The 25,138-nt window shown below is 65.6% G+C and carries 19 protein-coding genes and 3 rRNA genes; all 22 read right to left on the bottom strand.

Features of this window, described 5'->3' with window-relative positions; genetic code table 11:
- Complete coding sequence (locus VV02_RS13740) at positions 1-636, bottom strand: NUDIX domain-containing protein (protein ID WP_052592288.1); 636 nt, start codon at positions 634-636, stop codon at positions 1-3.
- On the bottom strand, positions 633-2,324 hold the full coding sequence (locus tag VV02_RS13735) for a CTP synthase (protein ID WP_052592287.1): 1,692 nt from the start codon (positions 2,322-2,324) through the stop codon (positions 633-635). Before VV02_RS13735 ends, VV02_RS13740 begins: the two co-directional genes overlap by 4 nt.
- Positions 2,325-2,369: 45 nt before the next feature.
- A complete protein-coding gene (locus VV02_RS13730; RefSeq protein ID WP_052592285.1) occupies positions 2,370-3,452 on the bottom strand; it encodes a glycosyltransferase in 1,083 nt (360 codons plus the stop codon).
- Positions 3,449-5,110 (bottom strand): murein biosynthesis integral membrane protein MurJ, encoded by a 1,662-nt coding sequence (gene murJ / locus VV02_RS13725; RefSeq protein WP_052592283.1) that lies wholly within the window; start codon positions 5,108-5,110, stop codon positions 3,449-3,451. The genes VV02_RS13730 and murJ overlap by 4 nt, the downstream gene beginning before the upstream one ends.
- Positions 5,107-5,889 carry a hypothetical protein gene (locus VV02_RS13720; protein WP_052592280.1) on the bottom strand — a complete coding sequence of 261 codons (783 nt, stop codon included), beginning with the start codon at positions 5,887-5,889 and terminating at the stop codon, positions 5,107-5,109. Before VV02_RS13720 ends, murJ begins: the two co-directional genes overlap by 4 nt.
- Positions 5,886-6,857, bottom strand: a complete 972-nt coding sequence (locus VV02_RS13715; protein ID WP_157063406.1) for a copper transporter — start codon at positions 6,855-6,857, stop codon at positions 5,886-5,888. Before VV02_RS13715 ends, VV02_RS13720 begins: the two co-directional genes overlap by 4 nt.
- On the bottom strand, positions 6,833-8,014 hold the full coding sequence (gene steA, locus VV02_RS13710; RefSeq protein WP_052592274.1) for a putative cytokinetic ring protein SteA: 1,182 nt from the start codon (positions 8,012-8,014) through the stop codon (positions 6,833-6,835). The genes VV02_RS13715 and steA overlap by 25 nt, the downstream gene beginning before the upstream one ends.
- Positions 8,015-8,075: 61 nt before the next feature.
- Positions 8,076-9,803 carry a DNA repair protein RecN gene (gene recN, locus VV02_RS13705; protein WP_052596990.1) on the bottom strand — a complete coding sequence of 576 codons (1,728 nt, stop codon included), beginning with the start codon at positions 9,801-9,803 and terminating at the stop codon, positions 8,076-8,078.
- A 38-nt stretch (positions 9,804-9,841) separates the two neighbouring features.
- On the bottom strand, positions 9,842-10,741 hold the full coding sequence (locus VV02_RS13700) for an NAD kinase (protein WP_052592272.1): 900 nt from the start codon (positions 10,739-10,741) through the stop codon (positions 9,842-9,844).
- The gene (locus tag VV02_RS13695; RefSeq protein WP_245633074.1) at positions 10,738-11,577 is read right to left on the bottom strand and encodes a TlyA family RNA methyltransferase; all 840 of its coding nucleotides are present in this window, start codon (positions 11,575-11,577) and stop codon (positions 10,738-10,740) included. The genes VV02_RS13700 and VV02_RS13695 overlap by 4 nt, the downstream gene beginning before the upstream one ends.
- A 42-nt stretch (positions 11,578-11,619) precedes the next feature.
- The gene (locus tag VV02_RS13690) at positions 11,620-12,060 is read right to left on the bottom strand and encodes a hypothetical protein (RefSeq protein ID WP_052592270.1); all 441 of its coding nucleotides are present in this window, start codon (positions 12,058-12,060) and stop codon (positions 11,620-11,622) included.
- A 1-nt stretch (position 12,061) separates the two neighbouring features.
- Positions 12,062-12,793: a hypothetical protein gene (locus VV02_RS13685; RefSeq protein WP_052592268.1), complete on the bottom strand. Its 732-nt coding sequence runs from the start codon at positions 12,791-12,793 to the stop codon at positions 12,062-12,064.
- A gap of 80 nt (positions 12,794-12,873) precedes the next feature.
- Complete coding sequence (locus tag VV02_RS13680; RefSeq protein WP_245633073.1) at positions 12,874-13,977, bottom strand: HAD-IIA family hydrolase; 1,104 nt, start codon at positions 13,975-13,977, stop codon at positions 12,874-12,876.
- 47 nt (positions 13,978-14,024) lie between these two features.
- The gene (locus VV02_RS13675) at positions 14,025-14,399 is read right to left on the bottom strand and encodes a single-stranded DNA-binding protein (protein ID WP_052592264.1); all 375 of its coding nucleotides are present in this window, start codon (positions 14,397-14,399) and stop codon (positions 14,025-14,027) included.
- Positions 14,400-14,462: 63 nt separating this feature from the next.
- Positions 14,463-15,116, bottom strand: coding sequence for a hypothetical protein (locus VV02_RS13670; protein ID WP_083450152.1), 654 nt, complete (start codon positions 15,114-15,116; stop codon positions 14,463-14,465).
- A gap of 20 nt (positions 15,117-15,136) precedes the next feature.
- Entirely contained in the window at positions 15,137-15,646 is a 510-nt protein-coding gene (locus VV02_RS26835; RefSeq protein ID WP_179945362.1) for a hypothetical protein, read from the bottom strand.
- Positions 15,647-16,069: 423 nt separating this feature from the next.
- Positions 16,070-16,187, bottom strand: a 5S ribosomal RNA gene (gene rrf, locus VV02_RS13665).
- A 141-nt stretch (positions 16,188-16,328) separates the two neighbouring features.
- Positions 16,329-19,436, bottom strand: a 23S ribosomal RNA gene (locus VV02_RS13660).
- 347 nt (positions 19,437-19,783) lie between these two features.
- A 16S ribosomal RNA gene (locus VV02_RS13655) occupies positions 19,784-21,305 on the bottom strand.
- Together the 16S, 23S and 5S rRNA genes form the textbook arrangement of a ribosomal RNA operon.
- 401 nt (positions 21,306-21,706) lie before the next feature.
- Positions 21,707-22,969 carry a tyrosine--tRNA ligase gene (tyrS, locus tag VV02_RS13650; RefSeq protein ID WP_052592262.1) on the bottom strand — a complete coding sequence of 421 codons (1,263 nt, stop codon included), beginning with the start codon at positions 22,967-22,969 and terminating at the stop codon, positions 21,707-21,709.
- Positions 22,970-23,036: 67 nt separating this feature from the next.
- Entirely contained in the window at positions 23,037-23,654 is a 618-nt protein-coding gene (locus tag VV02_RS26830; RefSeq protein WP_052592260.1) for a DNA-3-methyladenine glycosylase, read from the bottom strand.
- Positions 23,655-23,675: 21 nt separating this feature from the next.
- The gene (argH, locus tag VV02_RS13640) at positions 23,676-25,136 is read right to left on the bottom strand and encodes an argininosuccinate lyase (protein WP_425412271.1); all 1,461 of its coding nucleotides are present in this window, start codon (positions 25,134-25,136) and stop codon (positions 23,676-23,678) included.
- Positions 25,137-25,138: the final 2 nt, after the last annotated feature.

The raw sequence follows: 25,138 nt of genomic DNA, 5'->3' as shown, positions 1-25,138 counted from the left end.
CTAGCGGTACGCCGGGTGCTCGGGCCACGCAGCGTCGTAGGGCCTCAGGGTCGCCCAGCCCTGCTGGCTCGCCGCGTGCGCCGCGAGCACCCCGGCCACCGTGCACGCGTTGTGCAGGCGTCCCGCAAGCACAGCGTCGACGGCTTCCTGCAGCGGAACCCAGCGCACCACGATCCCTGCCTCTTCGTGCTCTCGCTCGAACCGCGCGTCGTGCGGCACCGCGGAGATCCCACGGGCCAGGAAGCAGCGCCAGTTCTCGGTCGAGCCTCCGGGTGAGTTCTGCCAGTCGGCCAGCACGTGCCAGTCCTGCGCACGCAGGTCGGCCTCTTCGTGCAGCTCACGCGCGGCGGCGAGCCATGGCGCCTCACCCTCCACGTCGAGCAGACCGGCCGGCAGCTCCCAGTCGAGGATGCCGGTCGGGTGCCGGTACTGCTGGAGCAGGAGAACCTGGCCCTGCTCGTCGAGGGCAACGCAGCCGACGGCTCCCGGGTGATCGATGAACTCGCGCGTCACGACTCCTGCGTCACCGAGATCGACCTGCTCACGGATGACGTCCCAGATGGCGCCTTTGTGAAGGGTCTCGTGATGCAGCACCGGCCGAGGAGCGACCTCGTCCGCCAGGTAGTCCGGGCTCACGACGCGGCGACGGTCTCGGCCGGCCGAGGGCGTTCCACCTCGACCAGACGTGCCGCCTTCTGAGCATCGATCGCAGCTCCCACGAGACCCGCGAACAACGGATGCGCGCGGTGCGGACGCGACAGGAACTCTGGGTGCGCCTGCGTCGAGACGTAGTAAGGATGGTCCTCACGGGCCAGCTCGACGAACTCGACCAGCGTGCCGTCGGGTGAGGTGCCGGAGAAGACCAGACCGGCCTTCTCGAGATCCTTGCGGTAGCCGTTGTTGACCTCGTACCGGTGGCGGTGCCGCTCGGAGACCTCGGTCTCGCCGTACGCCTGCGCGATCACCGAATCCTTGTGCAGGACAGCGGGATAGCCGCCCAGACGCATCGTGCCGCCCAGGTCTCCAGCACCCTCCACGAAGGCCTTCTGCTCCTCCATCGTGGCGATGACCGGCGCCGGTGTCTCAGGGTCGAACTCGGTCGAGGACGCGCCCTTGATGCCGGCGACATTGCGGGCGTACTCGATCACCATGCACTGCAGGCCAAGGCAGATGCCGAGCGTTGGCACCTTCTGCTCCCGCGCCCAGCGCAGCGCGCCGAGCTTGCCCTCGATACCGCGCACACCGAAACCACCGGGCACCAGCACCGCGTCGACCCCGCCGAGTGCCTTGGCGGCGCCTGCCTCGGTCTGGCAGTCGTCGCTGGGTACCCACCGGATCTTGACCTTGGCGTCGTGGTGGAAGCCGCCTGCGCGCATCGCCTCTGTGACCGACAGGTAAGCGTCGGGCAGATCGATGTACTTGCCGACCAGGGCGATCTCGACCTCGTGCTCAGGCTCGTGGACCCGACGCAGCAGCTCGTCCCACTTCTTCCAGTTCACGTCACGGAAGGGCAGACCGAGGCGGCGTACGACGTACGCGTCCAGGCCTTCGCTGTGCAGCACGCGCGGGATGTCGTAGATGGACGGCGCATCGACCGCGGCGGCACATGCTTCGGTGTCGACATCGCACATCAGCGAGATCTTGCGCTTGATCCCTTCGGGGATCTCACGGTCGGCCCGCAGCACGAGCCCATCCGGCTGGATACCGACCTGGCGAAGCGCGGCCACCGAGTGCTGGGTGGGCTTGGTCTTCAGCTCGCCGCTCGGTGCGAGGTAGGGCACGAGCGAGACATGCAGGAAGAAGACATGGTCACGGCCGACGTCCTGGCGAACCTGACGCGCGGCCTCCAGGAACGGCAGGCTCTCGATGTCGCCGACGGTCCCGCCGATCTCGGTGATGATGATGTCCGGCGGATTGGGTACGGACGCCTCGGCCCGCATCCGTTCCTTGATCTCGTTGGTGATGTGCGGGATCACCTGGACCGTGTCGCCGAGGTACTCGCCGCGGCGCTCCTTGGCGATCACCTGGTTGTAGACCTGGCCGGTCGTCACGTTGGCGCTGCCGGAGAGGTTCACATCCAGGAAGCGCTCGTAGTGCCCGATGTCGAGATCAGTCTCGGCGCCGTCCTCGGTGACGAAGACCTCGCCATGCTGGAAGGGGTTCATCGTGCCCGGATCCACATTCAGATAGGGATCCAGCTTTTGCATCGTCACGCGCAAGCCGCGCGCTCTTAGAAGTTGTCCGAGGCTGGAGGCTGTGAGCCCCTTGCCGAGCGAAGAGGCAACGCCTCCGGTCACAAAGATGTGCTTCGTCTGCTCCACCACGGGCTCTCAGTCTACGTTATGCCGAGCGCCCTTCGTCCAGCCTGGTCACGGGGTGTTGCTCAGGACATCGCGATAGACCATGAGGGCCGCATCGACCGCCTGGTCACGGCTCGGCAGGTCTTCCGATCGCGAGATGGCTTGCTGGCCAAGAGATTCGCGGTAGGACGCGTCGCACGACACGGTTGAGATGGCTGCTGCCAGGGCCACGGGATCGCCGGGCCGCACCAGCACCGCTGCGGAGCCGACCACGTCACGAGTCCCGCCCACATCGGTGGCCACGATCGGCCGGCCCGCGAACAGCGCTTCCTGCAGCCACACAGGCTGGCCCTCCCACCGTGCACTCGACACCACCAGATCGGCGGCCCGCAGCAGGTCAGGCACATCGCTGCGATGGCCCAGCATGAGGACGGAGAGAGATTCCTCCTGGACCCGGAGCGCCAGGTGGTCGTGCAGCGGCCCGTCGCCCGCCACCGCGACCGTCAGCGCGGCGCGGTCATCCACCAGAGGAAGCGCGTCCAGCAGCAGGTCGAGGTCCTTCTGAGGCGCGAGTCTCCCGACCACCAGGGCGAGACACCCCGGATCGCCGAGCTCACGGCGTACGTCCTGGGTCGGCCGAGTGGTCGGTGGCAAGGAGGGCGCGGCCACCACGGCAAGTCGTACGTTGGCCGCGCCCAGGGCGGACATCCGCTCGACCAGGTCGGTCGACACCGCAAGCACCGATGCCGCCCGGCTGCTCACCACCCGCTCGAGAGCTTGAAAGATGACCCGACTCGGACCAGTTGGCGCGGCATTGTGCAGAGTCACGATGACCGGCACGAGCCGTGTCGACAGGCAGGCCATGGCGCCGGCGCGCAACCCGTGGGCGTGGACCAGGTCGTGCTCATGGACCGCAGATCGCAGCGTCCGCATCGTGCGCGCATCGGAGACCGGGTGCGGCCGGTCCGCGATACCGACCTCGACGACCTGCGCACCCGATCTGGAGAACCCATAACGGTCGTCGACCTCGGGCGGGCAGGCGATCGTGACTCGATGTCCACGCGCCAGCAGTCCCGAGCAGAGCTCGTGGACGTGCCGCCCCGCTCCGCCCGCCACCAGGCCGACGACCAGCAGTACTCGACGCGACGTCATGAAGCCAACTCCTGGCTGTTGCTGCGGGGTGCCCGGCCAAGTCGCCCGCGCAGCAGCACCATGCTGGCCGGGTCACAGATGGCGAGCAGGGCTACGAAGACGGCGAGCGCTACGCCGGCCGCCAGCAGCCCGGCAAGTACCGCGGTCAGGACGCTGCTCGGATCAGCCCAGGCGACAGAGAGCGCTCCGACAGCAGCGCCACCGATGCCGGCAAGCACGGCCGCGGCGGCCGTGCGTGCGGCGTACCGCAGGACCTGCGGACCCCACGCCCGAGCGACCAGTACCGCCAGAGCGACGGCACCCGCCGTCATGCCCGCGGTGCTGGACCAGCCGAGGGTGATCAGGGCTGATCGTGACCCAGCGTGATCGGTGACGAGGAGCGGCGGTAGGACGGCCGCGATCAGCCAGCCACCTGCCACCGCGAGGCCGCCCTGCCACGGCCGGCCCTGGACGTACAGCGCCCGAAGCAGAAGTGCGATGACCGAGAAGCCGACCAGTCCCCCGGCATAGGCGATCAGCGCCGGCTCCATCGCGGGGACCGACGAGCCGGCGACGCCGCCGCGGCTGGCATCGATCCGCTCGAAGAATCGGCTCGCCGGCATGGCCGTCGCGGCGAGGAGTCCCGCGCCGAGCGCTCCGGCCACGATCACACCGCGGAGCGAGGACGCCAGGACCTGGACGCTGGTCCGTCGCGAAGCGTCGTCGCTGCCGACGAGGCTCGGGAACGCCGCCGTCGCGATGGGCACGGCCAGCACGGCGTACGGCAGCAGGTAGAGGGCCTGGACATAGTTGTAGACGTTGAGGGTGCCCGTGCCACCGCGGTGGTTGCTCACCGTCACAGTGGCCAGCACAGCGACCTGCTGCGCCACCAGCGCGAGGACGCCGGCGCCGGCGAGGTGAACCGCCCGGCGGCCTGCTCCCGACGGGAAGCTCCACGTCGGACGCAGCCGAACACCCGCTCGGCGCAAGGGAATCAAGAGGGGCAGGCTCAGCGCGACGACACCGAGCGTCGTACCGCCGGACAGCGCGGCCACGGCCCCACCGCTGAGGCGCTCCGGCACCCCGCCCGCGCCGTGGGCGAGGTGGCCGTACAAGAGATAGGACCCGATCACCACCAGACTCGACAGCAAGGGCGCGACCGCGGCGGCCAAGAACCGGTGATGCGCCTGGAGCACACCTGCGAGCAGGATGCCGATGCCGTAGAGCGGGATCTGTGGTGCAAAGACGAGCAGCATGGTGACGGCGAGGTCGGTCCTCCCCTGCTGTGCGCACCCGCGCCCGGAGGAGTCACCGAGCAGCCAGGTCGCGATCGGACGCGCCGCAACCGCCAGCAGGACGGCCAGTGGCACCAGGACCGTCATCGCCCAGGTCAGCAGGGCCGAGGCGACCTGGTCCGCCTCCGCTCGGCGGTTACGAGCGAGCGCACCGGCGACCAAGGGCACCGCCACCGCTGCCAGGGCGCCACCCGCGGCCACCTCGAAGAGCACGTTGGGCAGCAGATTGGCTGTCGCATAGACCTCGCCCACGCAGGTGCTGCCGACCGAGCCGGAGAAGGCGATCCACCGGCCGAACCCGACCACTCGCGCGACGAGGGTGGTGATGGCGATGAGTCCGGCCGCGGCAGCAAGTCCTGACGCGCGGCCTGCTCTGGAGCTCATGTGCGTGGCCGGCCCCAGGCGTCGATCTGCGCAAGAACGGGAGTCCGCGCGATCACCGCGGAGAAGCTGACCCGTTCGGATGCCATGGTGAGCCCGACGACCGCACCCAGAGCGACCCACCGCCCCGCGCCGGGCAGACGCTCCGCGAGTGCTACGCCGGCCAGGGCACCCAGCGCGTTGGCGCCCGTGTCGCCCATCATGGTCTCGCCGCGCAGGTCCTCCGGTAGCGCGGCGATGCTTGCTCCGACCAGACCGGCCGCCGGGGCTGACCCAGAGATCGCGGTCGGCACGCCGAGCAGCAGCGAGACCTTCAGCGCACGCCCAGGACGCAGGTCGAAGAGATTGAGCAGGTTGGCGGTGCCGGCGACGAGACCGGCAGCCGCGATGGTCGAGGGTGACCATCGACCTCGATCGATCGTCGCAGCAGCGACGGCACCGGTCGCACCAAGTCCGAGGATCTTGACGGCCCCGGTGGTGACATCGCCCTGCGCCAGCGCGCTCAGGTGCCCCTTGAGGCCCTTCCGATCGGTGTCACCTGCCAGGTCATCCACGACCCCGAGCGCGCCTGCGGCCAAAGCGGACAACCCTGCCGCAGGCGATCCGAGGGCAGTGGTGGCAGCGCCCAGGACGACGGCAGGACCCTCGAGCAACGAGACCGTCCGGCCCGCGTGGTTGGTGCGGTCCCAGCGCTCGCGTCCTCCGGGTTGGGCCTGTCGGAGGAGAGGCAGCGCGAGGCGAGTGGCGCCGGCAGCGATGCCGGCGGCGACGAATCGGTTCACTCGCCCTCCGTCAGACTCGGCGTGACCGTCGTGGCGTCGTTGGCGAGTCCGAACTGACCAGCCTGACCGTTGAACTCCTCGCGGAGGGCGAGCACCAACGCGGCCTGGCCGATGGCACGGCCACCGTCGTCGACGGTGCTCATCGCGCCGGTCACTTCTGGGCTCTTCCGAAGCGCGGTGACCAGGGCATCCGGAGTCGTCAGGTCGTCCTCGATGGGGCCCGCCGAGACGCCGACCACGGGCCGTCCCGAAAGACCCACAGCGGTGATCACGTCCGTCCACGCCTTCACGGCACTGTTCTTGTCGCTGCTCTTGCCGTCCATCCCGGGCCAGATCACGATCACGGATCCGGCCTGTACGGGCTTGGCCGGCTCAGCGGACGCCAGGTCCCTGTCCTTGAGCTGGCCGAGCACCCGTGATGCTGCCTCGTCCTGCTGACCACTGGAGCCCTTGTGCGCCACCGACTCGATGAGCACCTGGCCGGCCAGGCGATTCTTGGGAATCGAGGCGCTGTCCAGGCCGAGGTCTCGTGCCGCCGCACCGAGGTAGGTGTTGCGGTCGGCGTTGTCACCCGAGGCCCAGCTCTCGTCGAGCTTCAGCGTGGTCGTCACCGTCGCCCCTGCCGTGCGCAGGCTGTCGCGGGTGGTGTCGAGGAGTCCGTCATCGACACCCGGCAGGACCAGAACAGCGACCGGGCGAGTCGCCAGCTGACCGGGGAGCACCCTCGGCGCCACGGACTCGGCGTACTGGTCCTGACGGCCGATCGCCTTCTTGGCGGCATTGCTCTGGTCCCGCAGGGTGTTCATCTCGCGGCGCTGATCCTTGACCTGCTGGTTCAGACCCCCGGCGACCTCGTCGCGCAGCGTGGTCGCTCCGATGACGATGCCGACCGCGAGGGCGAGAAAGACGGCCACGATCGACACCACGTGGTAGCGGAAGTCGATCATTCGAAGGCCCCCGTCAGCCACGACCAGAACTCGTCCCACCGGGTGCCCAGCAGCTGGAACATCGTGTCACCCGCTGGCGTGGTCGCCAGGGCGACCAGGAGCGCAAGGAAACCGGAGATGACCAGCATGACGAGCATCCAGGTCGGCACGGAGGTCCGGTAGAGACGACTGACGCCCTTGGCATCGACCAGCTTGCTGCCGACCCGGAGGCGGGTGAGGAAGGTGCTGGCCATACCGGCCCGGCCCTTGTCGAGGAACTCCACGAGTGTCGCGTGAGTTCCGACGGCCACGATCACGTCGGCTCCCTTGTCGTCAGCGAGGAGCATCGCGATGTCCTCGCTCGTGCCGGTGGCCGGAAAGACCACGGCGTCCTTGATGCCGAGCTGCTCGACCCTCTCCAGGCCGGGTGCTCGCCCGTCGCGGTAAGCGTGCACCACGACCTCCGCGCCGCACCGCAGCGTGCTGTCGCTCACCGAGTCCATATCGCCGACGATCATCGTCGGCTTGAGCCCGACCTCGACCAGCGCATCTGCTCCACCGTCGACACCGATCAGCACCGGTTTGAAGTCCCGGATGAACGGTCGCAGGATCTGCAGGTCGTCCTTGTAGTGGTAGCCACGGACGACCACGAGCACGGGGCGCCCTTCCATCACCGTGCGGATGTCGGGCAGACCGACGCCGTCGAGCAGCAGGTCGCGCTCCTCGCGCAGGTACTCCATCGTGTTGGCGGCGAACGCCTCCATCTGCTCCGAGAGCCCCGCTCGGGCCTCCTCGAGTGCAGTCTCGATGGCGTCATGGTCCAGCGCGATGCCCGAACCAACAACCGTGTCGCCCACGAGGAGGTCACCGCCGTTGATCCGGCCGGACTCACCGTCGGACACCGCGTCCATGACGTCCTCGCCGACCTGATCGATCAACGGGATGCCCGCTTCGACGAGGATGGCGGGACCGAGGTTGGGGTAGCGGCCGCTGATCGACTCCGCCGCGTTCACCACGGCACTGGGACGACAGGCCACGAGGGCGTCAGCACTCACCTGGTCGATGTCACGGTGGTTGATCACGGCGATGTCACCCGGACGCAGGCGCTTGGTGAGGTTCTTGGTGCGCGCGTCGACACGCACAGGGCCACCGACACCGGCGGGCTCCGGGCTGACGCGCCGACGCAGGGGAATCCTCATCGGGACCATCGTGCCATGCAACAACGCAGGTCAGGCGCCGTGCCCAGCCGTGCCGGGCCGGTCATGAACCGGTGGACTTCAACAGCTCGCGCGCATGACGCAGAGCCGCCTTGCTGTCACTCACACCGCCGAGCATCCGCGCCAGCTCAGCCTCACGCGCCGCGCCCTTGACGGCCGTCACCCCGCTGGAGGTGATCTGGCCGTCATCCTCCTTGTGTACGACGAGGTGCCGGTCGGCGTACGCCGCCACCTGGGCAAGGTGCGTCACGACGATCACCTGGGCGTGCTCCGAAAGCGCCTTGAGCCGGGCTCCCACATCGAGAGCGGCTGCGCCTCCGACGCCTGCATCGACCTCGTCGAAGACGAACGTCGGCAGATCTCCCGATGCGGTGACCACCTCCAGCGCGAGCATCACCCGCGACAGCTCACCTCCGCTGGCAGCCTTGGCGACCGTGCGCGGCGTCGCGCCCTTGTTGGCGGCCAGCAGAATCTCCACCTCATCGACACCGTGGCCCGCCAGCCGGACCGTACGACCGTCAGGCAGCCTCAGCCCGTCCTCCGCCTCATGCTGGCGAACGACCACCTCGACGTGCGCCGAGCCCATCGCGAGGTGGGTGAGCTCGTCGCTGACCCGCTCCCCCAGCGTTGTCGCCGCCTCCTGGCGCGCCTGGCTGAGCGTGTGCGCGGAGGCGGCAAGCCGTGGCTCAAGATCGCCGACCTGCGCCTGCAGCGCCTCGATCCTGTCGTCCGTGCCCGCCAGGTCAGCTGCCTCCGCTGCCGCGCTCTGGCCCCATGCCAGCACCTCATCGACCGAGTCGCCGTACTTGCGCATCAGGGTGGTGACGGCAGCGCGCCGGGCGTTGACCTCGTCCAGGCGCCCCGGCTCGACATCGACATCGGCGATGTAGGACGCCAGGTCGCCACCGAGGTCCGCTGTCAGCACGGCGAGCTCGCGCAACCGGCCGTCCAAGGCCGCCACCGCGGGGTCGTGCTCGGTCAATGACGCCAGAGCGGCCCGGGCATGCGACACCAGGTCGACCACGGTTGACGCCGCGTCATCGACCTGATCCTCGTTGCCCATCAGGGCGACCTGCGCGTCCTGGGCGCCCGCCCGCAGCGAGTCGGCATGGCTGAGCCGCTCCGCCTCCGTGGCCAGGGCGCTCTCCTCGCCGGGTTGGGGGTCGACCCTCTCGATCTCCTCCAGCGCCACGGTCAGCGAGTCCAGTCGCTGCACCCGCTCCCGGTGAGCCACCGTGAGGGAGTCGAGCTCGGCGCGCGCGGACTGCAGCGCGTCATACAGCTCGGCATACTCCTTGACTGCGACGGCCACCGGTTCCCCGGCGTAGCCGTCGAGGACCAGACGGTGCTGCTCGGGTCGCTGCAGACGCCACTGGTCAGCCTGTCCATGCACCGCGACGAGGTCCTGACCGATCTCGCTCAGCAGGCCAACAGGCGCCGACCGGCCACCGATGTAGGCGCGGGACCGTCCGGTAGCCGAGACTGAACGGGCCATGATCAGGCCGTCGGTCACGTCAGCGCCGGCTTCAGCGGCCCGGATAGCCGCAGGATGGTCTGCCGTGACCTCGATGACGCCTTCCACGAGGGCCTGGTCTGCTCCCGCCCGAACCCGACCGGCATCGGCCCGCTCACCCAGCAGCAGGCCCAGCCCGGACACGACCATGGTCTTACCGGCGCCCGTCTCGCCTGTGACGACGTTGAGGCCGTCGGACAGCTCGAGCACGGCGTCGTCAATGACACCCAGCTCTCGGATCCTGATCTCACGCAGCACGGCGGTCACTGTAGTAACGATCGGTGACGGGCAGGCCGTCAGCGACGGTTCCGTCCGCGCCAGCCCTCGACGGGCAGGTCGAACTTGGCGACGAGCCGGTCGGTGAACGGCGCATCGGTCAGCCGCGCCAGGTGCACGGAGCGGTCGCTGCGACGTACTTCGATCCGGGCACCCGGAGGTAGGTCGAAGGAACGTCGACCATCGAACCAGAGCACGCCGCGGCCATCGGACGAAGGCACCAGCTCAATGGCCAGCTGAGCCTGCGGTCCGAGGACCAGCGGCCGGGCGAACAGAGCGTGTGCAGAGATGGGCACGAGCAGCAGAGCTTCTACGCCGGGCCACACGACCGGTCCCCCGGCCGAGAACGCGTACGCCGTCGAACCGGTCGGCGTCGACACCACGACGCCGTCGCAGCCCCACGTCGAGAGCGGACGGCCATCGATCTCGACCACGAGCTCGAGCATGCGCTCGCGCGCCGCCTTCTCGACGGTGGCCTCGTTGAGCGCCCAGCCCTCGCACACCACGGTGCCGTCGACTCGTGCGGTGACCTCGAGCGTCTGCCGCTCCTCGACCGTCCATGCGCGATCGGCGATTCCTGACACGGTGGCGTGGACATCCTCGGGCTCTGCCTCGGCAAGGAACCCGACGTGGCCGAGGTTGATGCCGAGCAGGGGTACGCCGGTGTCGCGCACCGTCTCCGCCGCGCGCAGAATCGTGCCGTCGCCGCCCAGGACGACCACGAGCTCGGTGCCGGGCGCCGGAGCCCCGTGCGCGGCCACCACGATGTTGGGTTCCTTGAGCAGCCCGAAGGCGGCGAGCTCTTCCTCATCGCCATCGACCTGGATGCCGTGGTCTGCCAGTCCGCGGACCAGGGCAGCGGCCACCTGGATCGCCTCTGGCCGCCGCGGGTGTCCGACCAGCACGATGCGACGGGTCACCGGCCGGACCTCCCCGAGATCTGTGCCAGCTGCTGTGTGAGATCCATTGCCGTCATCATGCCTGCCTCACCGAAGCGCAGCCACAACAGGTACTCCTGATTGCCCGTGCCCCCAACCACCGGACTGACCAGCAGACCGTGCGGCGACAGGTCCGAGGTACGCGCCGCGGTCAGGACTCCCTCGACCGCCCGTGCACGCAGCTCGCCGGAGCGCACCACTCCGTCCCTTGCGAGGGCTTCGCGGCCCACCTCGAACTGTGGCTTGACGAGCACGACCACGTGACCCGACGGCCGCGTCAGCGCGGCGATGTCGGCCATGACCAGACTGAGGGAGATGAAGCTGAGGTCAGCGACGACGACATCGCCGGGAGCCACCTGCGCGCTTGTCACACCACGAACGCTGGTGCCCGAAATCTCTTGCACCCGTGGATCACTCGCGATCTCGCGCGCAAGCTGGTCACGGCCGACATCGAGAGCCACCACGTGCGCCGCCCCACAGTGCAGCAGCACCTGCGTGAACCCGCCAGTCGATGCGCCGACATCCACACAGCGGGCGCCCGCGACATCGAGACCGCGTGGGCCGAAGGCTTCCAGCGCAGCCAGCAGCTTGTACGCCGCCCGACCGACCCAGGGGTCGCGCTCACCTGTCACGGCGATCACCTGCTCGGCGCTGACCCGAACCGATGGCTTCCGGACGATGTCACCGTCGATCGTGACGTTGCCAGCATCGATCTGCTCACGAGCCTGGGCGCGCGACCGCACCAGGCCGCGATTGACCAGTGCGACGTCGACCCTGGCAGACGAGGACACCGGATCGGTGGGCACGGGCGTTGTCACGTCATCTCACACTGGTCGCTGGTGCTGTCGATCACGGACCCCTCAGTCGTTCAGGTCCGACAACCGGCTCTGCAGGGTGCGGTGCGTCTCGGTTGCGGCGTCGATCTGGTCCTGGAGTGTCCGTCCGTCCGCAGCATCCAGGTCATCAAGTGATGCCTCGACCGCGGCGTCGCCGGTGGCCAGGCGTTCGGGACGCTGGACCTGCACAAACTCCTGAGTCGGGTCGGGCGTCGCATCGCGGGCGACAGGGGTCTCTACATACGTGTTGTCGTCGACCCCGTAGCTGTCCTCGCTGCCTCCGTCGTCGCTGTCTCCGTCGTCGCTGCCGAAGTCGTTGCTGTCGAAGTCGTTGCTGTCGACGCGGTCGTTGACGCCGCGCTCGTTGTCCTCGTCATCGCCGCGGACAGGGCCCTCTTGAGCGTCCGGCAGCATGTCCTCCTGCGCCGTGCTCGCAGCGAATTCGCTCGTGTGCTGGTCCGTCACGTCAGCTCGTGCTCTCTACGCCAGTGACGGGGGTCGTCGTGCCGCCGGTGCTCTTCTTGGTCGGCCCGCCCAGCGCCTTTTTCACTGCCTTCTTGACCGGTGCCTTCTTCGCCGGCGCACCTGGACTTGCTGCCTTCGCCGCAGCCCCCGGCGACTGGGCGGACGTGGCCGCCGGTGCCTTTGCGGGAACTTTCTTCACAACCTTCTTGGCCGGCACCTTCTTCGCACCAGGTCCCGCGGCAGGCGTTCCAGATGCTTCGCCAGCAGCCTTCGGCGCCGACGGAGAAGACGGGTTCGACGCCGAACGGTCAGCAATAGCCTTGCGAGTCGGGCGCTTTCGAGCGACCGGCGCTTCATCGCTCGGTCCGGGCCCCGACTTCGCAAGCCCGCGACGCAGGTTGCTGACCTCGCTCTTCAGTCTGTCGATCTCCGCTCGCGCGGACTGCAACTCTCCCGAGGATGCAAGGCCGACCTTCTGCAGCTGTCCTTCGATCTCGTGCCGGACGAGGGCACGAATGTTCTCCTGGTTAGCAGCGGCGGCGGCGACCAGTTCGTCCGCCAGTGTGCTCACCTGACCCGCCAGCTGACCTGCTCGCTCGGTCGTGCCGCGCGCTCCCGGGAGCTGGGCCGGAGCCGACAGCAAGCTGTTGGCGGCATCCAACGCCTTGGCACGCGTGACTTCGCCGGCGCCGGACAGCAGCTGTAGTGCGGCGCGGACATTGTCCAAACTCATGACGTCTCCTCAGTCCCTGCGAACATGGTCGTCGCTGCGGCCAGAACCTGGCATGGCGTCGGCACCAACGGCTTGGTTTGTCAGCCCACGCTACTGCGCCAGAGTCCAACAGCGGTGTCCGGCGTCAGGTCGCCCGCATCGATCAGGGACCACAGGAGAAGCAGTGCTGCCCGAAGCTGTTCGTCGGTCGACCCACCCGTGACCTGTAGGACAGCCGACTCGCTGACCGGCTGCCCGCCGACGGCCGAGTCATCGGCGCCACCGACCCGCACGGTGGCCTCCCCACACACGGCTCCCGCGTCAGTGAGGCTCGGCACCCGATAGATCTCGTGCAACGTACGCAGGTCCGCACCGACGTACTCGGGACGCGTGGTCCTCTCGGCCACGATCAGATCCTCCGGGCCATGAACGCCGGTGAGCACCAGCATGGCCGGCATCCCCGCAGCGTGAGCGCCGGCAATATCTGTCTCGAGCCGGTCACCGATCCCCAGCAGCCGCCTCGGCTCGGCGCCGAGCCGACGTGCCGCCAGCTCGTACATCGCCGGGCCTGGCTTGCCTACGACCTCTGGCTCTGACCGGACGGCAGCGCTCACCGCTGCCACCAGGGTCCCGTTGCCCGGCGCCGTTCCTCGTTCGGTAGGCAACGTCCGGTCAGTATTGGTCGCAACCCATCGCGCACCGCCATGGATGGCAAAGGCCGCCTCCGCGAGGTCGGCAGCGGTCACGTCCGGGCCGTAGCCCTGGAGCACTGCGACCACCGAGGCGCGGGACTCTCCGTCTACAGCCGACCCGGCGCGTACAAGGCGAGCCGGCACTGGCGTCAGACCCGCAGCGGCCAGCGCGTGGCTGACTCCCTGGCCACCGACAGCGAGCACCCGGCTTCCTGGCTCGAATGAGTGAGCGAGAGCATCCGCGCCGGCGACGGAGCTGGTGATCACGTCATCAGGCATCGCATCCAAGCCGAGCGACCTGAGGTGATCCGCGACTTCTTGCGGTGCTCGCGACGCGTTGTTGGTCGCGTAGACGACACCGCGCCCACGATCGCGCGCTTCGCGCAATGAGGGGATGGCCTCCGAGATCGCCGTCGGACCTTCGTAGACCACACCGTCCAGATCGCAGATGAGGCCTGCGAACTGGTCAAGCAGCGAGGTGTCGTCTTGCAGTTTCAACGATGGTTGGCTCACCCGAGACATTGTCGGAGATGACGCGTGGGCCCGTTCGCCGGGGCGCCTCATGCCGATGCTGCACGACGTAGTCGCGCGATCGTGGTGGCCTCCACCTCGCATCGACTGACAGCTCCCGCACCGGCCTTCCAGAATCGCCGCCGCAGTGATCCGTTGACCTCCACGACGTCGCCCGGCACCAGCAGACCCGCCCGACGGCGCGTAGTCGCCGACCAGCACGCGATGTCAAACGTGTCCACACTGGGTGTCCGCCCGACGACGGGCTTTGGCTTGCGTTTCTCGGTCGGGCGATCCACGACGAGTCTGAACGTGACTAGCTCGTCCTCACTCGGGAGGACGCGTGTCTGCGGATCTCCGCTGACCCGTCCCACCAGTCTGACCTCGTTTACGGACGCCACTGGCGTCGTTGGTGCTGTCGGCATGCTGCCTCCTGTCGCTAAGGAGGCCAGACTGCCAACTCGAGAAGTGTGCAGACAGAACGTGATTCAGCGCTGGGGACCGTCGCCGGGCACATCTGGGGATGTGGAGGACGAGCCGTCCACCTCGTCCTCCTCAAGCAGATCTTCGACCACGAGTCCCTCGAGATCGGCGAGGCGCTCTGCGGCGTCGGTCTCGCCGTTGGCATCTGCAGAAAGGGCCTTGCTGAACCACTCGTGAGCACCCTGTTCATCGCCCGTTGCCAGCAAAGCGTCGGCATAGGCATAGAACAGTCGCGCAGACCATGCCTGTCCCGAGGCTCGCGTCAGAGCGGGAATCCTCAGACCCATCACTGCTGCGTCGTACTGCTCCAGGTCACGTCGAACACCTGAGACGACGATGGCCAGCTCGATGTTGTCGGCCTCAGCCAAGCCCTTTGCCTCGGCTGAGGCAGCGAGCTCGAGCGCCCGCTCAGGACGACCGAGGCCACGCTCACAATCGACCATGTACGGCAGCAGGTGATTCGACCCGGACAGTCGTCGAGCCGTCCGGAACTCACGCAGCGCCTCGCTGAACTCACCACGTCGATAAAGGACGAGGCCCAGAGCCTCACGCGCTGCCGGGACCCGTCCTGCGCGGCGCACTGCATGCTGCGCATGGTCGAGGGCAAGCTCTTCGTCCTCATCCAGCAGCATCGCCGCGGCGGCGAGGTGCTGCGCCACACCTTCGGCGTTCTCCTTGGTCAGAGTGCGCAGCTGCTGCCAGACGCTGCGGTCAAGTTCCTTGCCCGTGATGCCTTCTGGAATCTCCGGCTCACGGCGCCTCGGGGCGGTGCTGTCATCGGACTCACGCCGCCGATCCCAGCTGCGTGGACCGCGAGTGGGACCATCTGACCGATCAGTCCTGCGGTCGTCGTACCGGGGTCCTCGATCGTCCCGGCCCCCAGCAACGCCTCGGGGTGCGCTCCGACCACGATCCCCGGAGAAGGTGCTGCTAGAGCGACTGCCACTGTCCGGACCCGAGCGCCGCGGCGCGGCGTTCCGGTCCCGGTCGCCTCGATAGCCTTCGCTGTCACGGCCTCGACCGCCGGACTGGCGCCCCGCACCACGATCATCTCGTCCGTACGAGCGGCCGCCCGAACGATCGTCGCGCTCGCCACGGCCGGACGGTTGACCGCCGCCCGAGCCGCGCCCTCGCCCATCGCCCTGCGGCCTCCGGTCGGCTCCGGACTCACGCCCGCGAGACCTCTCATCGCGCCGATCGTCAGATCGACCGGGTCGCCCGCGGTCCCGCTGGCCCTCGGAGCTCCCGCCCTGGCGCCCTGCGCCGTCGTCCTGTCCTCGCCTATCGGGGCCACGCTCACCACGCTCCGGGGGCCGGGCCTCGTTCGAGCGATCACGCTCAGCCTTCGGCTCCGACGTCGGGCGTTCCTTATCGGCAGCACCACTCGGACGGGCCCACCGACTCGAGCGGGCCTGACGCTCCTGGTCGCGCGACGGCGAACCCTCGTCTGACGGCTTCTCGTCGGCCACGTCTACTCGATTCTGCGCCGGCCAGCCGGCAACGCTATGGATAAGTTCGGTTCTGCCACGGGGGCCATCTGCACTGTGCCCCTCATCGTGCCGTAACGCAAGGAAGGCCAGCACGTGTGTGCTGGCCTTCCTTGGGTGTGTTTGTCCGGCGGTGTCCTACTCTCCCACACCGTCACCAGTGCAGTACCATCGGCGCTGAAGGGCTTAGCTTCCGGGTTCGGAATGTGTCCGGGCGTTTCCCGCTTCGCTATGACCGCCGTAACCTTGTGGAACGCAAGGTCACGCAACCTGTTCAGTTAGTTTCCCTCTGACGTGGTCCGGTCTGAGACTGGACCTGTCAAAGGGGGTGTGGAACGGTTGTGTGTTGTTCCAGAGTTGCATAGTGGACGCGTAGCATCTTCGTGTATCAAGTTATCGGCTTATTAGTACCGGTCAGCTCCGCACATTACTGTGCTTCCACGTCCGGCCTATCAACCCAGTCGTCTAGCTGGGAGCCTCTCACCCACAAGGGGCATGGAAGCCTCATCTTGAAGCGTGCTTCCCGCTTAGATGCTTTCAGCGGTTATCACTTCCGAACGTAGCTAATCAGCGGTGCTCTTGGCAGAACAACTGACACACCAGAGGTTCGTCCATCCCGGTCCTCTCGTACTAGGGACAGGTCTTCTCAAGCTTCCTACGCGCACAGCGGATAGGGACCGAACTGTCTCACGACGTTCTAAACCCAGCTCGCGTACCGCTTTAATGGGCGAACAGCCCAACCCTTGGGACCTACTCCAGCCCCAGGATGCGACGAGCCGACATCGAGGTGCCAAACCATGCCGTCGATATGAGCTCTTGGGCAAGATCAGCCTGTTATCCCCGGGGTACCTTTTATCCGTTGAGCGACGGCGCTTCCACAAGCCACCGTCGGGTCACTAGTCCCGACTTTCGTCCCTGCTCGACATGTCTGTCTCGCAGTCAAGCTCCCTTGTGCACTTACACTCGAAACCTGATTGCCAACCAGGCTGAGGGAACCTTTGGGCGCCTCCGTTACCTTTTAGGAGGCAACCGCCCCAGTTAAACTACCCACCAGGCACTGTCCCTGAACCAGATCATGGTCCGAAGTTAGGAGCCCAGAACGACCAGAGTGGTATTTCAACGTTGACTCCACACTAGCTGGCGCTAATGCTTCAAAGTCTCCCACCTATCCTACACAAGCCGTACCGAACACCAATACCAAGCTGTAGTAAAGGTCCCGGGGTCTTTCCGTCCTGCTGCGCGTAACGAGCATCTTTACTCGTAGTGCAATTTCGCCGAGTTCGTGGTTGAGACAGTGGAGAAGTCGTTACGCCATTCGTGCAGGTCGGAACTTACCCGACAAGGAATTTCGCTACCTTAGGATGGTTATAGTTACCACCGCCGTTTACTGGCGCTTAAGTTCTCAGCTTCGCCGTGAGGCTAACCGGTCCCCTTAACGTTCCAGCACCGGGCAGGCGTCAGTCCGTATACATCGAATTGCTTCTTCGCACGGACCTGTGTTTTTAGTAAACAGTCGCTTCTCCCTGGTCTCTGCGGCCCTTTCCCCTAGCCAGTAAAGGCTTCAGGGTCTGGGCCCCCCTTCTCCCGAAGTTACGGGGGCATTTTGCCGAGTTCCTTAACCACGATTCACTCGATCGCCTTGGTATTCTCTACCTAACCACCTGAGTCGGTTTGGGGTACGGGCGGCTCGAACCTCGCTAGAAGTTTTTCTCGGCAGCATAGGATCACCCTGCTTCCCACATTACGTGGTCACTATCAAGTCTCAGGATATGTGTGAGGCGGATTTGCCTACCTCACTCCCTACACTCTTAGACGTGGACAACCATCGCCACGCGGAGGCTACCTTCCTGCGTCACTCCATTGCTTACCTACTACAAGATCGGGTCCCACGCTCCGCCAGCAACCTTTCACCCGAAGGTGAAAGTAAAGCTGGTTTCAGGTGGTTAGCATCCCCTGATTCGATATGGGCGGTTCTTCGCCGGTTCCGGAATATCAACCGGATGTCCATCGACTACGCCTGTCGGCCTCGCCTTAGGTCCCGACTTACCCAGGGCAGATGAGCTTGACCCTGGAAACCTTGGTTATTCGGCGGAGGAGTTTCTCACTCCTCATTCGCTACTCATGCCTGCATTCTCACTCGTGTAGCGTCCACAACTAGGTCACCCCGCTGCTTCACCCGCTACACGACGCTCCCCTACCCAACAACACCCCTGAGGAAAACCTAGGGTAATGTGTCATTGCCACAGCTTCGGTGGTGTGCTTGAGCCCCGCTACATTGTCGGCGCGGAATCACTTGACCAGTGAGCTATTACGCACTCTTTAAAGGGTGGCTGCTTCTAAGCCAACCTCCTGGTTGTCACAGCAACTCCACATCCTTTTCCACTTAGCACACGCTTAGGGACCTTAGCTGGTGATCTGGGCTGTTTCCCTCTCGACTACGAAGCTTATCCCCCGCAGTCTCACTGCCACGCTCTCACTTACCGGCATTCGGAGTTTGGCTGACGTCAGTAACCTGGTGAGGCCCATCAGCCATCCAGTAGCTCTACCTCCGGCAAGAAACACGTGACGCTGCACCTAAATGCATTTCGGGGAGAACCAGCTATCACGGAGTTTGATTGGCCTTTCACCCCTACCCACAGCTCATCCCCTCAGTTTTCAACCTAAGTGGGTTCGGTCCTCCACGCCGTCTTACCGGCGCTTCAACCTGGCCATGGGTAGATCACTCCGCTTCGGGTCTAGACCCAGCGACTCAAACGCCCTATTCGGACTCGCTTTCGCTACGGCTTCCCCACACGGGTTAACCTCGCCACTGAGCACTAACTCGCAGGCTCATTCTTCAAAAGGCACGCCATCACCCCAACCAGGGGGGCTCTGACGGATTGTAAGCGCACGGTTTCAGGTACTATTTCACTCCCCTCCCGGGGTACTTTTCATCTTTCCCTCACGGTACTAGTCCGCTATCGGTCACCAGGGAATATTTAGGCTTAGCAGGTGGTCCTGCCAGATTCACACGGGATTCCTCGAGCCCCGTGCTACTTGGGATACTCATCAAGAGTCACAAACGTTTCGGTTACGGGGGTACCACCCTCTACGCCGCAGCATTCAAGCTGCTTCACCTACGCCTGTCATTTCTTACTCTTTGTCAACGTGTCAGCGTCAACCAACGAGTCCCACAACCCCTGCTCCGCAACCCCTGACAGGTATCACACGAAACAGGTTTAGCCTCATCCGCTTTCGCTCGCCACTACTCACGGAATCACTGTTGTTTTCTCTTCCTGTGGGTACTGAGATGTTTCACTTCCCCACGTTCCCTCCACGCACCCTATATATTCAGGTGCGGGTGACGAGATATGACTCTCGCCGGGTTTCCCCATTCGGAAATCCTCGGATCACAGTCTGGTTATCGACTTCCCGAGGCTTATCGCAGATTCCTACGTCCTTCATCGGTTCCTGGTGCCAAGACATCCACCGTACGCCCTTAAAAACTTGGCCACAAAGATGCTCGCGTCCACTATGCAATTCTCAAACAACACACGGAAAACCCACCCACACCCCCACAACAGCAGGAGCACCGATGAGCCCGTCACACACAGAAGCAACAACCACCACCCCAAAAAACAGGACGGCCCGGTTGTTCCCTCAGGACCCAACAACGTGTCGACACTCCAAGCCCCACCACACCAACACTTTCCACACCCACACACCCCCAAGAGGGGCACACAGGTCGTACTCACGCCGGCGCGACGAACACCCACAGCACCATGATTGATGATCCACCCATATGAGCATCACCCCAGACCACACACTCGGTGGCCATGAAGGGCTTAGCAGCTCCTTAGAAAGGAGGTGATCCAGCCGCACCTTCCGGTACGGCTACCTTGTTACGACTTAGTCCCAATCGCCAGTCCCACCTTCGACGGCTCCTCCCACAAGGGTTAGGCCACCGGCTTCGGGTGTTACCGACTTTCGTGACTTGACGGGCGGTGTGTACAAGGCCCGGGAACGTATTCACCGCAGCGTTGCTGATCTGCGATTACTAGCGACTCCGACTTCATGGGGTCGAGTTGCAGACCCCAATCCGAACTGAGACCAGTTTTAAGGGATTCGCTCCACCTCGCGGTCTCGCAACCCTCTGTACCGGCCATTGTAGCATGCGTGAAGCCCAAGACATAAGGGGCATGATGATTTGACGTCATCCCCACCTTCCTCCGAGTTGACCCCGGCAGTCTCCCATGAGTCCCCACCATTACGTGCTGGCAACATGGAACGAGGGTTGCGCTCGTTGCGGGACTTAACCCAACATCTCACGACACGAGCTGACGACAACCATGCACCACCTGTACACCAGTCCGAAGACTCACACATCTCTGCATGATTCCGGTGTATGTCAAGCCTTGGTAAGGTTCTTCGCGTTGCATCGAATTAATCCGCATGCTCCGCCGCTTGTGCGGGCCCCCGTCAATTCCTTTGAGTTTTAGCCTTGCGGCCGTACTCCCCAGGCGGGGAACTTAATGCGTTAGCTACGGCACGGACCTCGTGGAATGAGGCCCACACCTAGTTCCCAACGTTTACGGCATGGACTACCAGGGTATCTAATCCTGTTCGCTCCCCATGCTTTCGCTTCTCAGCGTCAGTAGTGGCCCAGAGACCTGCCTTCGCCATCGGTGTTCCTCCTGATATCTGCGCATTTCACCGCTACACCAGGAATTCCAGTCTCCCCTACCACACTCTAGTCTGCCCGTACCCACTGCAGACCCGGAGTTAAGCCCCGGGCTTTCACAGCAGACGCGACAAACCGCCTACAAGCTCTTTACGCCCAATAATTCCGGACAACGCTCGCACCCTACGTATTACCGCGGCTGCTGGCACGTAGTTAGCCGGTGCTTCTTCTCCAGGTACCGTCACAAAAGCTTCGTCCCTGGCGAAAGCGGTTTACAACCCGAAGGCCGTCATCCCGCACGCGGCGTCGCTGCATCAGGCTTTCGCCCATTGTGCAATATTCCCCACTGCTGCCTCCCGTAGGAGTCTGGGCCGTGTCTCAGTCCCAGTGTGGCCGGTCGCCCTCTCAGGCCGGCTAACCGTCAAAGCCTTGGTAGGCCACTACCCCACCAACAAGCTGATAGTCCGCGAGCCCATCTTCCACCGAAAAATCTTTCCACCAACCCCCATGCGAGGATCAGTCATATCCAGTATTAGACCCAATTTCTCAGGCTTATCCCAGAGTGGAAGGCAGGTTACTCACGTGTTACTCACCCGTTCGCCACTAATCCAAACCAGCAAGCTGGTCCTTCATCGTTCGACTTGCATGTGTTAAGCACGCCGCCAGCGTTCGTCCTGAGCCAGGATCAAACTCTCCGTAGAAAACTCAAAACCCGGCAGAAAATGAACAAGAGTTCAAAATCAACCAAAAACAAACAAACTTGGCATCAATCATTCGACACGCTGTTGAGTTCTCAAGAAACAACCGCACTCCATTGGCCTCAGCTTGCGCTGTAGGACTCCGGGGCAACTTCTCTAACTTACCACCGCTCCTGCCTCTCACCAACTCGGACCAGGTCCGCCTCTGAAGAGGGTGTTGGGAGCCGCTTAGGAGCGGAGGTCCACTGTACTCATACGACAGACTGACGTCTACCGAGTTGAGAAGTGGGTGTCTCCGCCGGACCGGCCAACCGAGTGTCCCGGCTGTCCGTGCCTCCTTGCGGCGACATGGGAAACATTAGATGACCTGCGCCCAGACGCCAAATCGACGTCAGGGGCGGCCGTCACGAGGGCCGTCGGCCCGCCGCGAGGTGCTTGCGACCGCGCTTGATGAGGACGACCTGACCATGCAGGAAGTCCTCGTCGGACAGGGTCTGCTCAGGGTCGGCCACCTTGGCGTTGTTGATCGACACGCCACCGTCTCCCACCAGTCGACGCGCGGCGTTTCGGCTGTCTGCAACGCCCGTGGCGACCAAGGCATCCACGATCGTCGCGCCGGGCTCCAGGACTCCCCCGGGCAGCTCTGCCGTCGCGTCGATGAGAGTTCTCTGGTCGAGAGCAGTGACATCACCCTTGCCGAACAGTGCGGCCGAGGCCGCCTCGACCGCGGTGGTCGCCTCCTCACCGTGGACCAGCGTCGTCACGGAGCGCGCCAGCGTCCGCTGCGCCTCACGTCTGAAGGGCTCCTCGGCCACCTGCTTCTCGAGGTCGGCGATCTCGGCCGGCCCCAGGTCGGTCATGACCTTGAGCATCCGGATCACCTCTGCGTCCTCGATGTTGACCCAGTACTGGAAGAAGGCGTACGGCGTCGTCATGTCGCGATCCAGCCAGATCGCGTTGCCCTCGGACTTGCCGTACTTGACCCCGTTGGCATCCGTGATCAAGGGAGTCGTCAAGACATGGACGTGGGCGCCCTCAGCACTGCGGATCAGGTCGGCCCCGGCGAGGATGTTGCCCCACTGGTCAACCGCTCCGGTCTGCAGCGTGCAGCCGAACTCGCGGAACAGGTGCAGGTAGTCCAGGCCCTGCAGGATCTGGTAGCTGAACTCGGTGTAGCTGATGCCCTGCTCGCTGTTGAGGCGTGCGGCGACAGCATCCTTCTTGATCATGGCGTTGACCCGGAAGTGCTTGCCGTAGTCACGCAGGAAGTCCAGCGCCGAGATCCCCTCGGTCCAGTCGAGGTTGTTGACCATCTGTGCCGGGTTGTCGCCCTCGAAGTCGAGGAACGGCTGGACCTGACGCTGGATCTGGGCGACCCACTCGGCAGTCTGCTCCTTGGTCTTGAGCACGCGCTCAGAGCTCGGCCTCGGGTCGCCGATCAGGCCCGTCGAACCGCCGACCAGGCAGAGCACGCGGTGCCCCACCCGTTGGAGGTGCCGCAGCAGGATCAGCTGGACGAGGTTGCCGAAGTGGAGGGACGGCGCGGTCGGGTCGAACCCGCAATACACCGTGATCGGCCCGTCGGCGAGTGCCTTGCGCAGCGCTGACTCGTCGGTGGTCTGCGCCACCAAGCCACGCCACTGCAGCTCGTCGATGAGGTCGTCCACGATCGCTCGTTCCCTTCGCCTGCCGCCGATACCTGCTGCATCGACTGACAGGGCCCAGCCTGCCGTATCAGGTCGCCCGAGGACGACGCGGTTTCGCCGGGCGGTACGCCGACACGCTCGTCTCCCCGTCCAGCCAGAACCGCCACGGGTAGGTCGCGCCGTTCCCGCCCGGTCCGCTGAGGCCCACACGGGGTCCAGTGCGAACAGCCGGACGGCCCTGCTGACTGCGCGGCTCGACGGACATCGCACAGTCCGGGTCCGGCGTATACAGCCCATCCTGATCGCGGCCGAGGGCCATGGCCTGTGCGAGACGCGCCGGCCCGCGGGCCAGGTCGCGGTCGGTCGAGCGACCGCGACGCTGCCGCGCGAGGTCGTGGCCGGCCATGACCTCGCCCGCCCTCAGCAGCACTGCGCTGGCGATGCCCTCCGGACCGCACCCGATGTTGCAGCAGAAGTGCATGCCGTAGGTGAAGTAGACGTAGAGCGTGCCTGCCGGCCCGAACATGCTCGCGTTGCGGGGCGTGCGACCACGGAAGGCGTGGGAGCCGGGATCGTTGGCACCGTCGTACGCCTCCACCTCGGTGAGCCGGACGCTGACGCCGGCGTGGGTCACCACGCAGCCAAGCAGCTCCGGCGCGATCTGCAGGACGGGCCGGTCGAAGAACTCCTCGCTGAGCCTCGTCATCCTGTCGCCTGCTCCGCGGTCTCAGGCGCGCGGGAGAACCGAGTGCGCAGTCCAGGAGCGGTGCTTCGCCGACTCCTGGCGGACCCGCTCGAGCTGCTCGCGCACTCGATCCGGCGCCGTGCCTCCCTGCGACGACCGCGAGGCGAGAGAACCCGGGACGGTGAGGACCTCGCGTACCTGAGGAGTCAGGTGCTCACTGATCGCGGCGAGTTCGTCGTCGGACAGGTCCCAGAGCTCGATCTCCCGCTCTTCGCAGGCACGGACGCACGCGCCGGCGACCTCGTGCGCGATCCGGAACGCCACGCCTTGTCGCACGAGCCACTCAGCGATGTCAGTTGCCAACGAGAACCCTTGTGGCGCAAGGGATTCGAGCCGCTCTGGGTGAAACGTGAGCGTCGCGACCATGCCGGAGAAGGCTGGAAGGAGGACCTCGAGCGTGTCCACCGCGTCGAAGACCGGCTCCTTGTCCTCCTGCAGGTCACGGTTGTAGGCCAGGGGCAGGGCCTTCAGCGTGGTGAGGAGACCGGTCAGGTCGCCGACCAACCGGCCGGCTTTGCCACGCGCGAGCTCCGCCACGTCAGGGTTCTTCTTCTGCGGCATGATGCTCGACCCGGTGGAGTAGGAGTCATCGAGCGTCACGAACGAGAACTCCTTGGTCGCCCAGAGGACGACCTCCTCGGCGAAGCGCGAGATGTCGACCGCGGCCATCGCTGAGACGAAAGCGAACTCGGCCACGAAGTCCCGTGATGCCGTCCCGTCGATGGAGTTCCAGGTGGCACGGGTGAAGCCGAGGTCGGTGGCGACGGCAACTGGGTCGAGGCCCAGGGACGACCCAGCGAGTGCGCCTGATCCGTAAGGAGATTCGTCAGCGCGACTGTCCCAGTCCACCCACCGGTCGACATCGCGTAGGAGCGCCCACGCGTGGGCCAGGAGATGGTGAGACAAGAGGACGGGCTGCGCGTGCTGCAGGTGAGTCCGCCCCGGCATCGCCACGCCGAGGTGCTGATCTGCTTGTGCGACCAGCGAGTCGACGACGTCCAGGACCAACGCCGCAACGACACGCGCGTGCTCACGTAGGTACATCCGGAACAACGTGGCGACCTGGTCGTTGCGCGAGCGCCCGGCACGCAGCCGACCGCCCACGTCGGGTCCGACCCTCTCGATCAGACCGCGTTCGAGGGCGGTGTGCACATCCTCGTCGTCCGGAGCCGGCGCGAACGAGCCGTCGCCGACGTCGGCCAGCAGACGTTGCAGACCCTCGAGCATCGACGCGAGAGTCGCGTCGTCGAGGAGACCTGCTCGGTGCAGCACGCGCGCATGTGCCCGCGACCCGGCGATGTCATAGGGCGCGAGTCGCCAGTCGAAGTGGGTGGACTTGGAGAGCGCGGCGAGCGCGTCGGCCGGACCGCCGGCGAAACGACCTCCCCAGAGGCTCACCCGCTCCTCCTCGGCACCGCTCGGCTGGTCGTGGCTGGCAGACACGT

The sequence above is a fragment of the Luteipulveratus mongoliensis genome, from assembly GCF_001190945.1.
Lineage (GTDB): Bacteria > Actinomycetota > Actinomycetes > Actinomycetales > Dermatophilaceae > Luteipulveratus > Luteipulveratus mongoliensis.
Note: the sequence above shows the minus strand (reverse complement) of the source record. Positions and strands in the feature narration are given on the sequence as shown.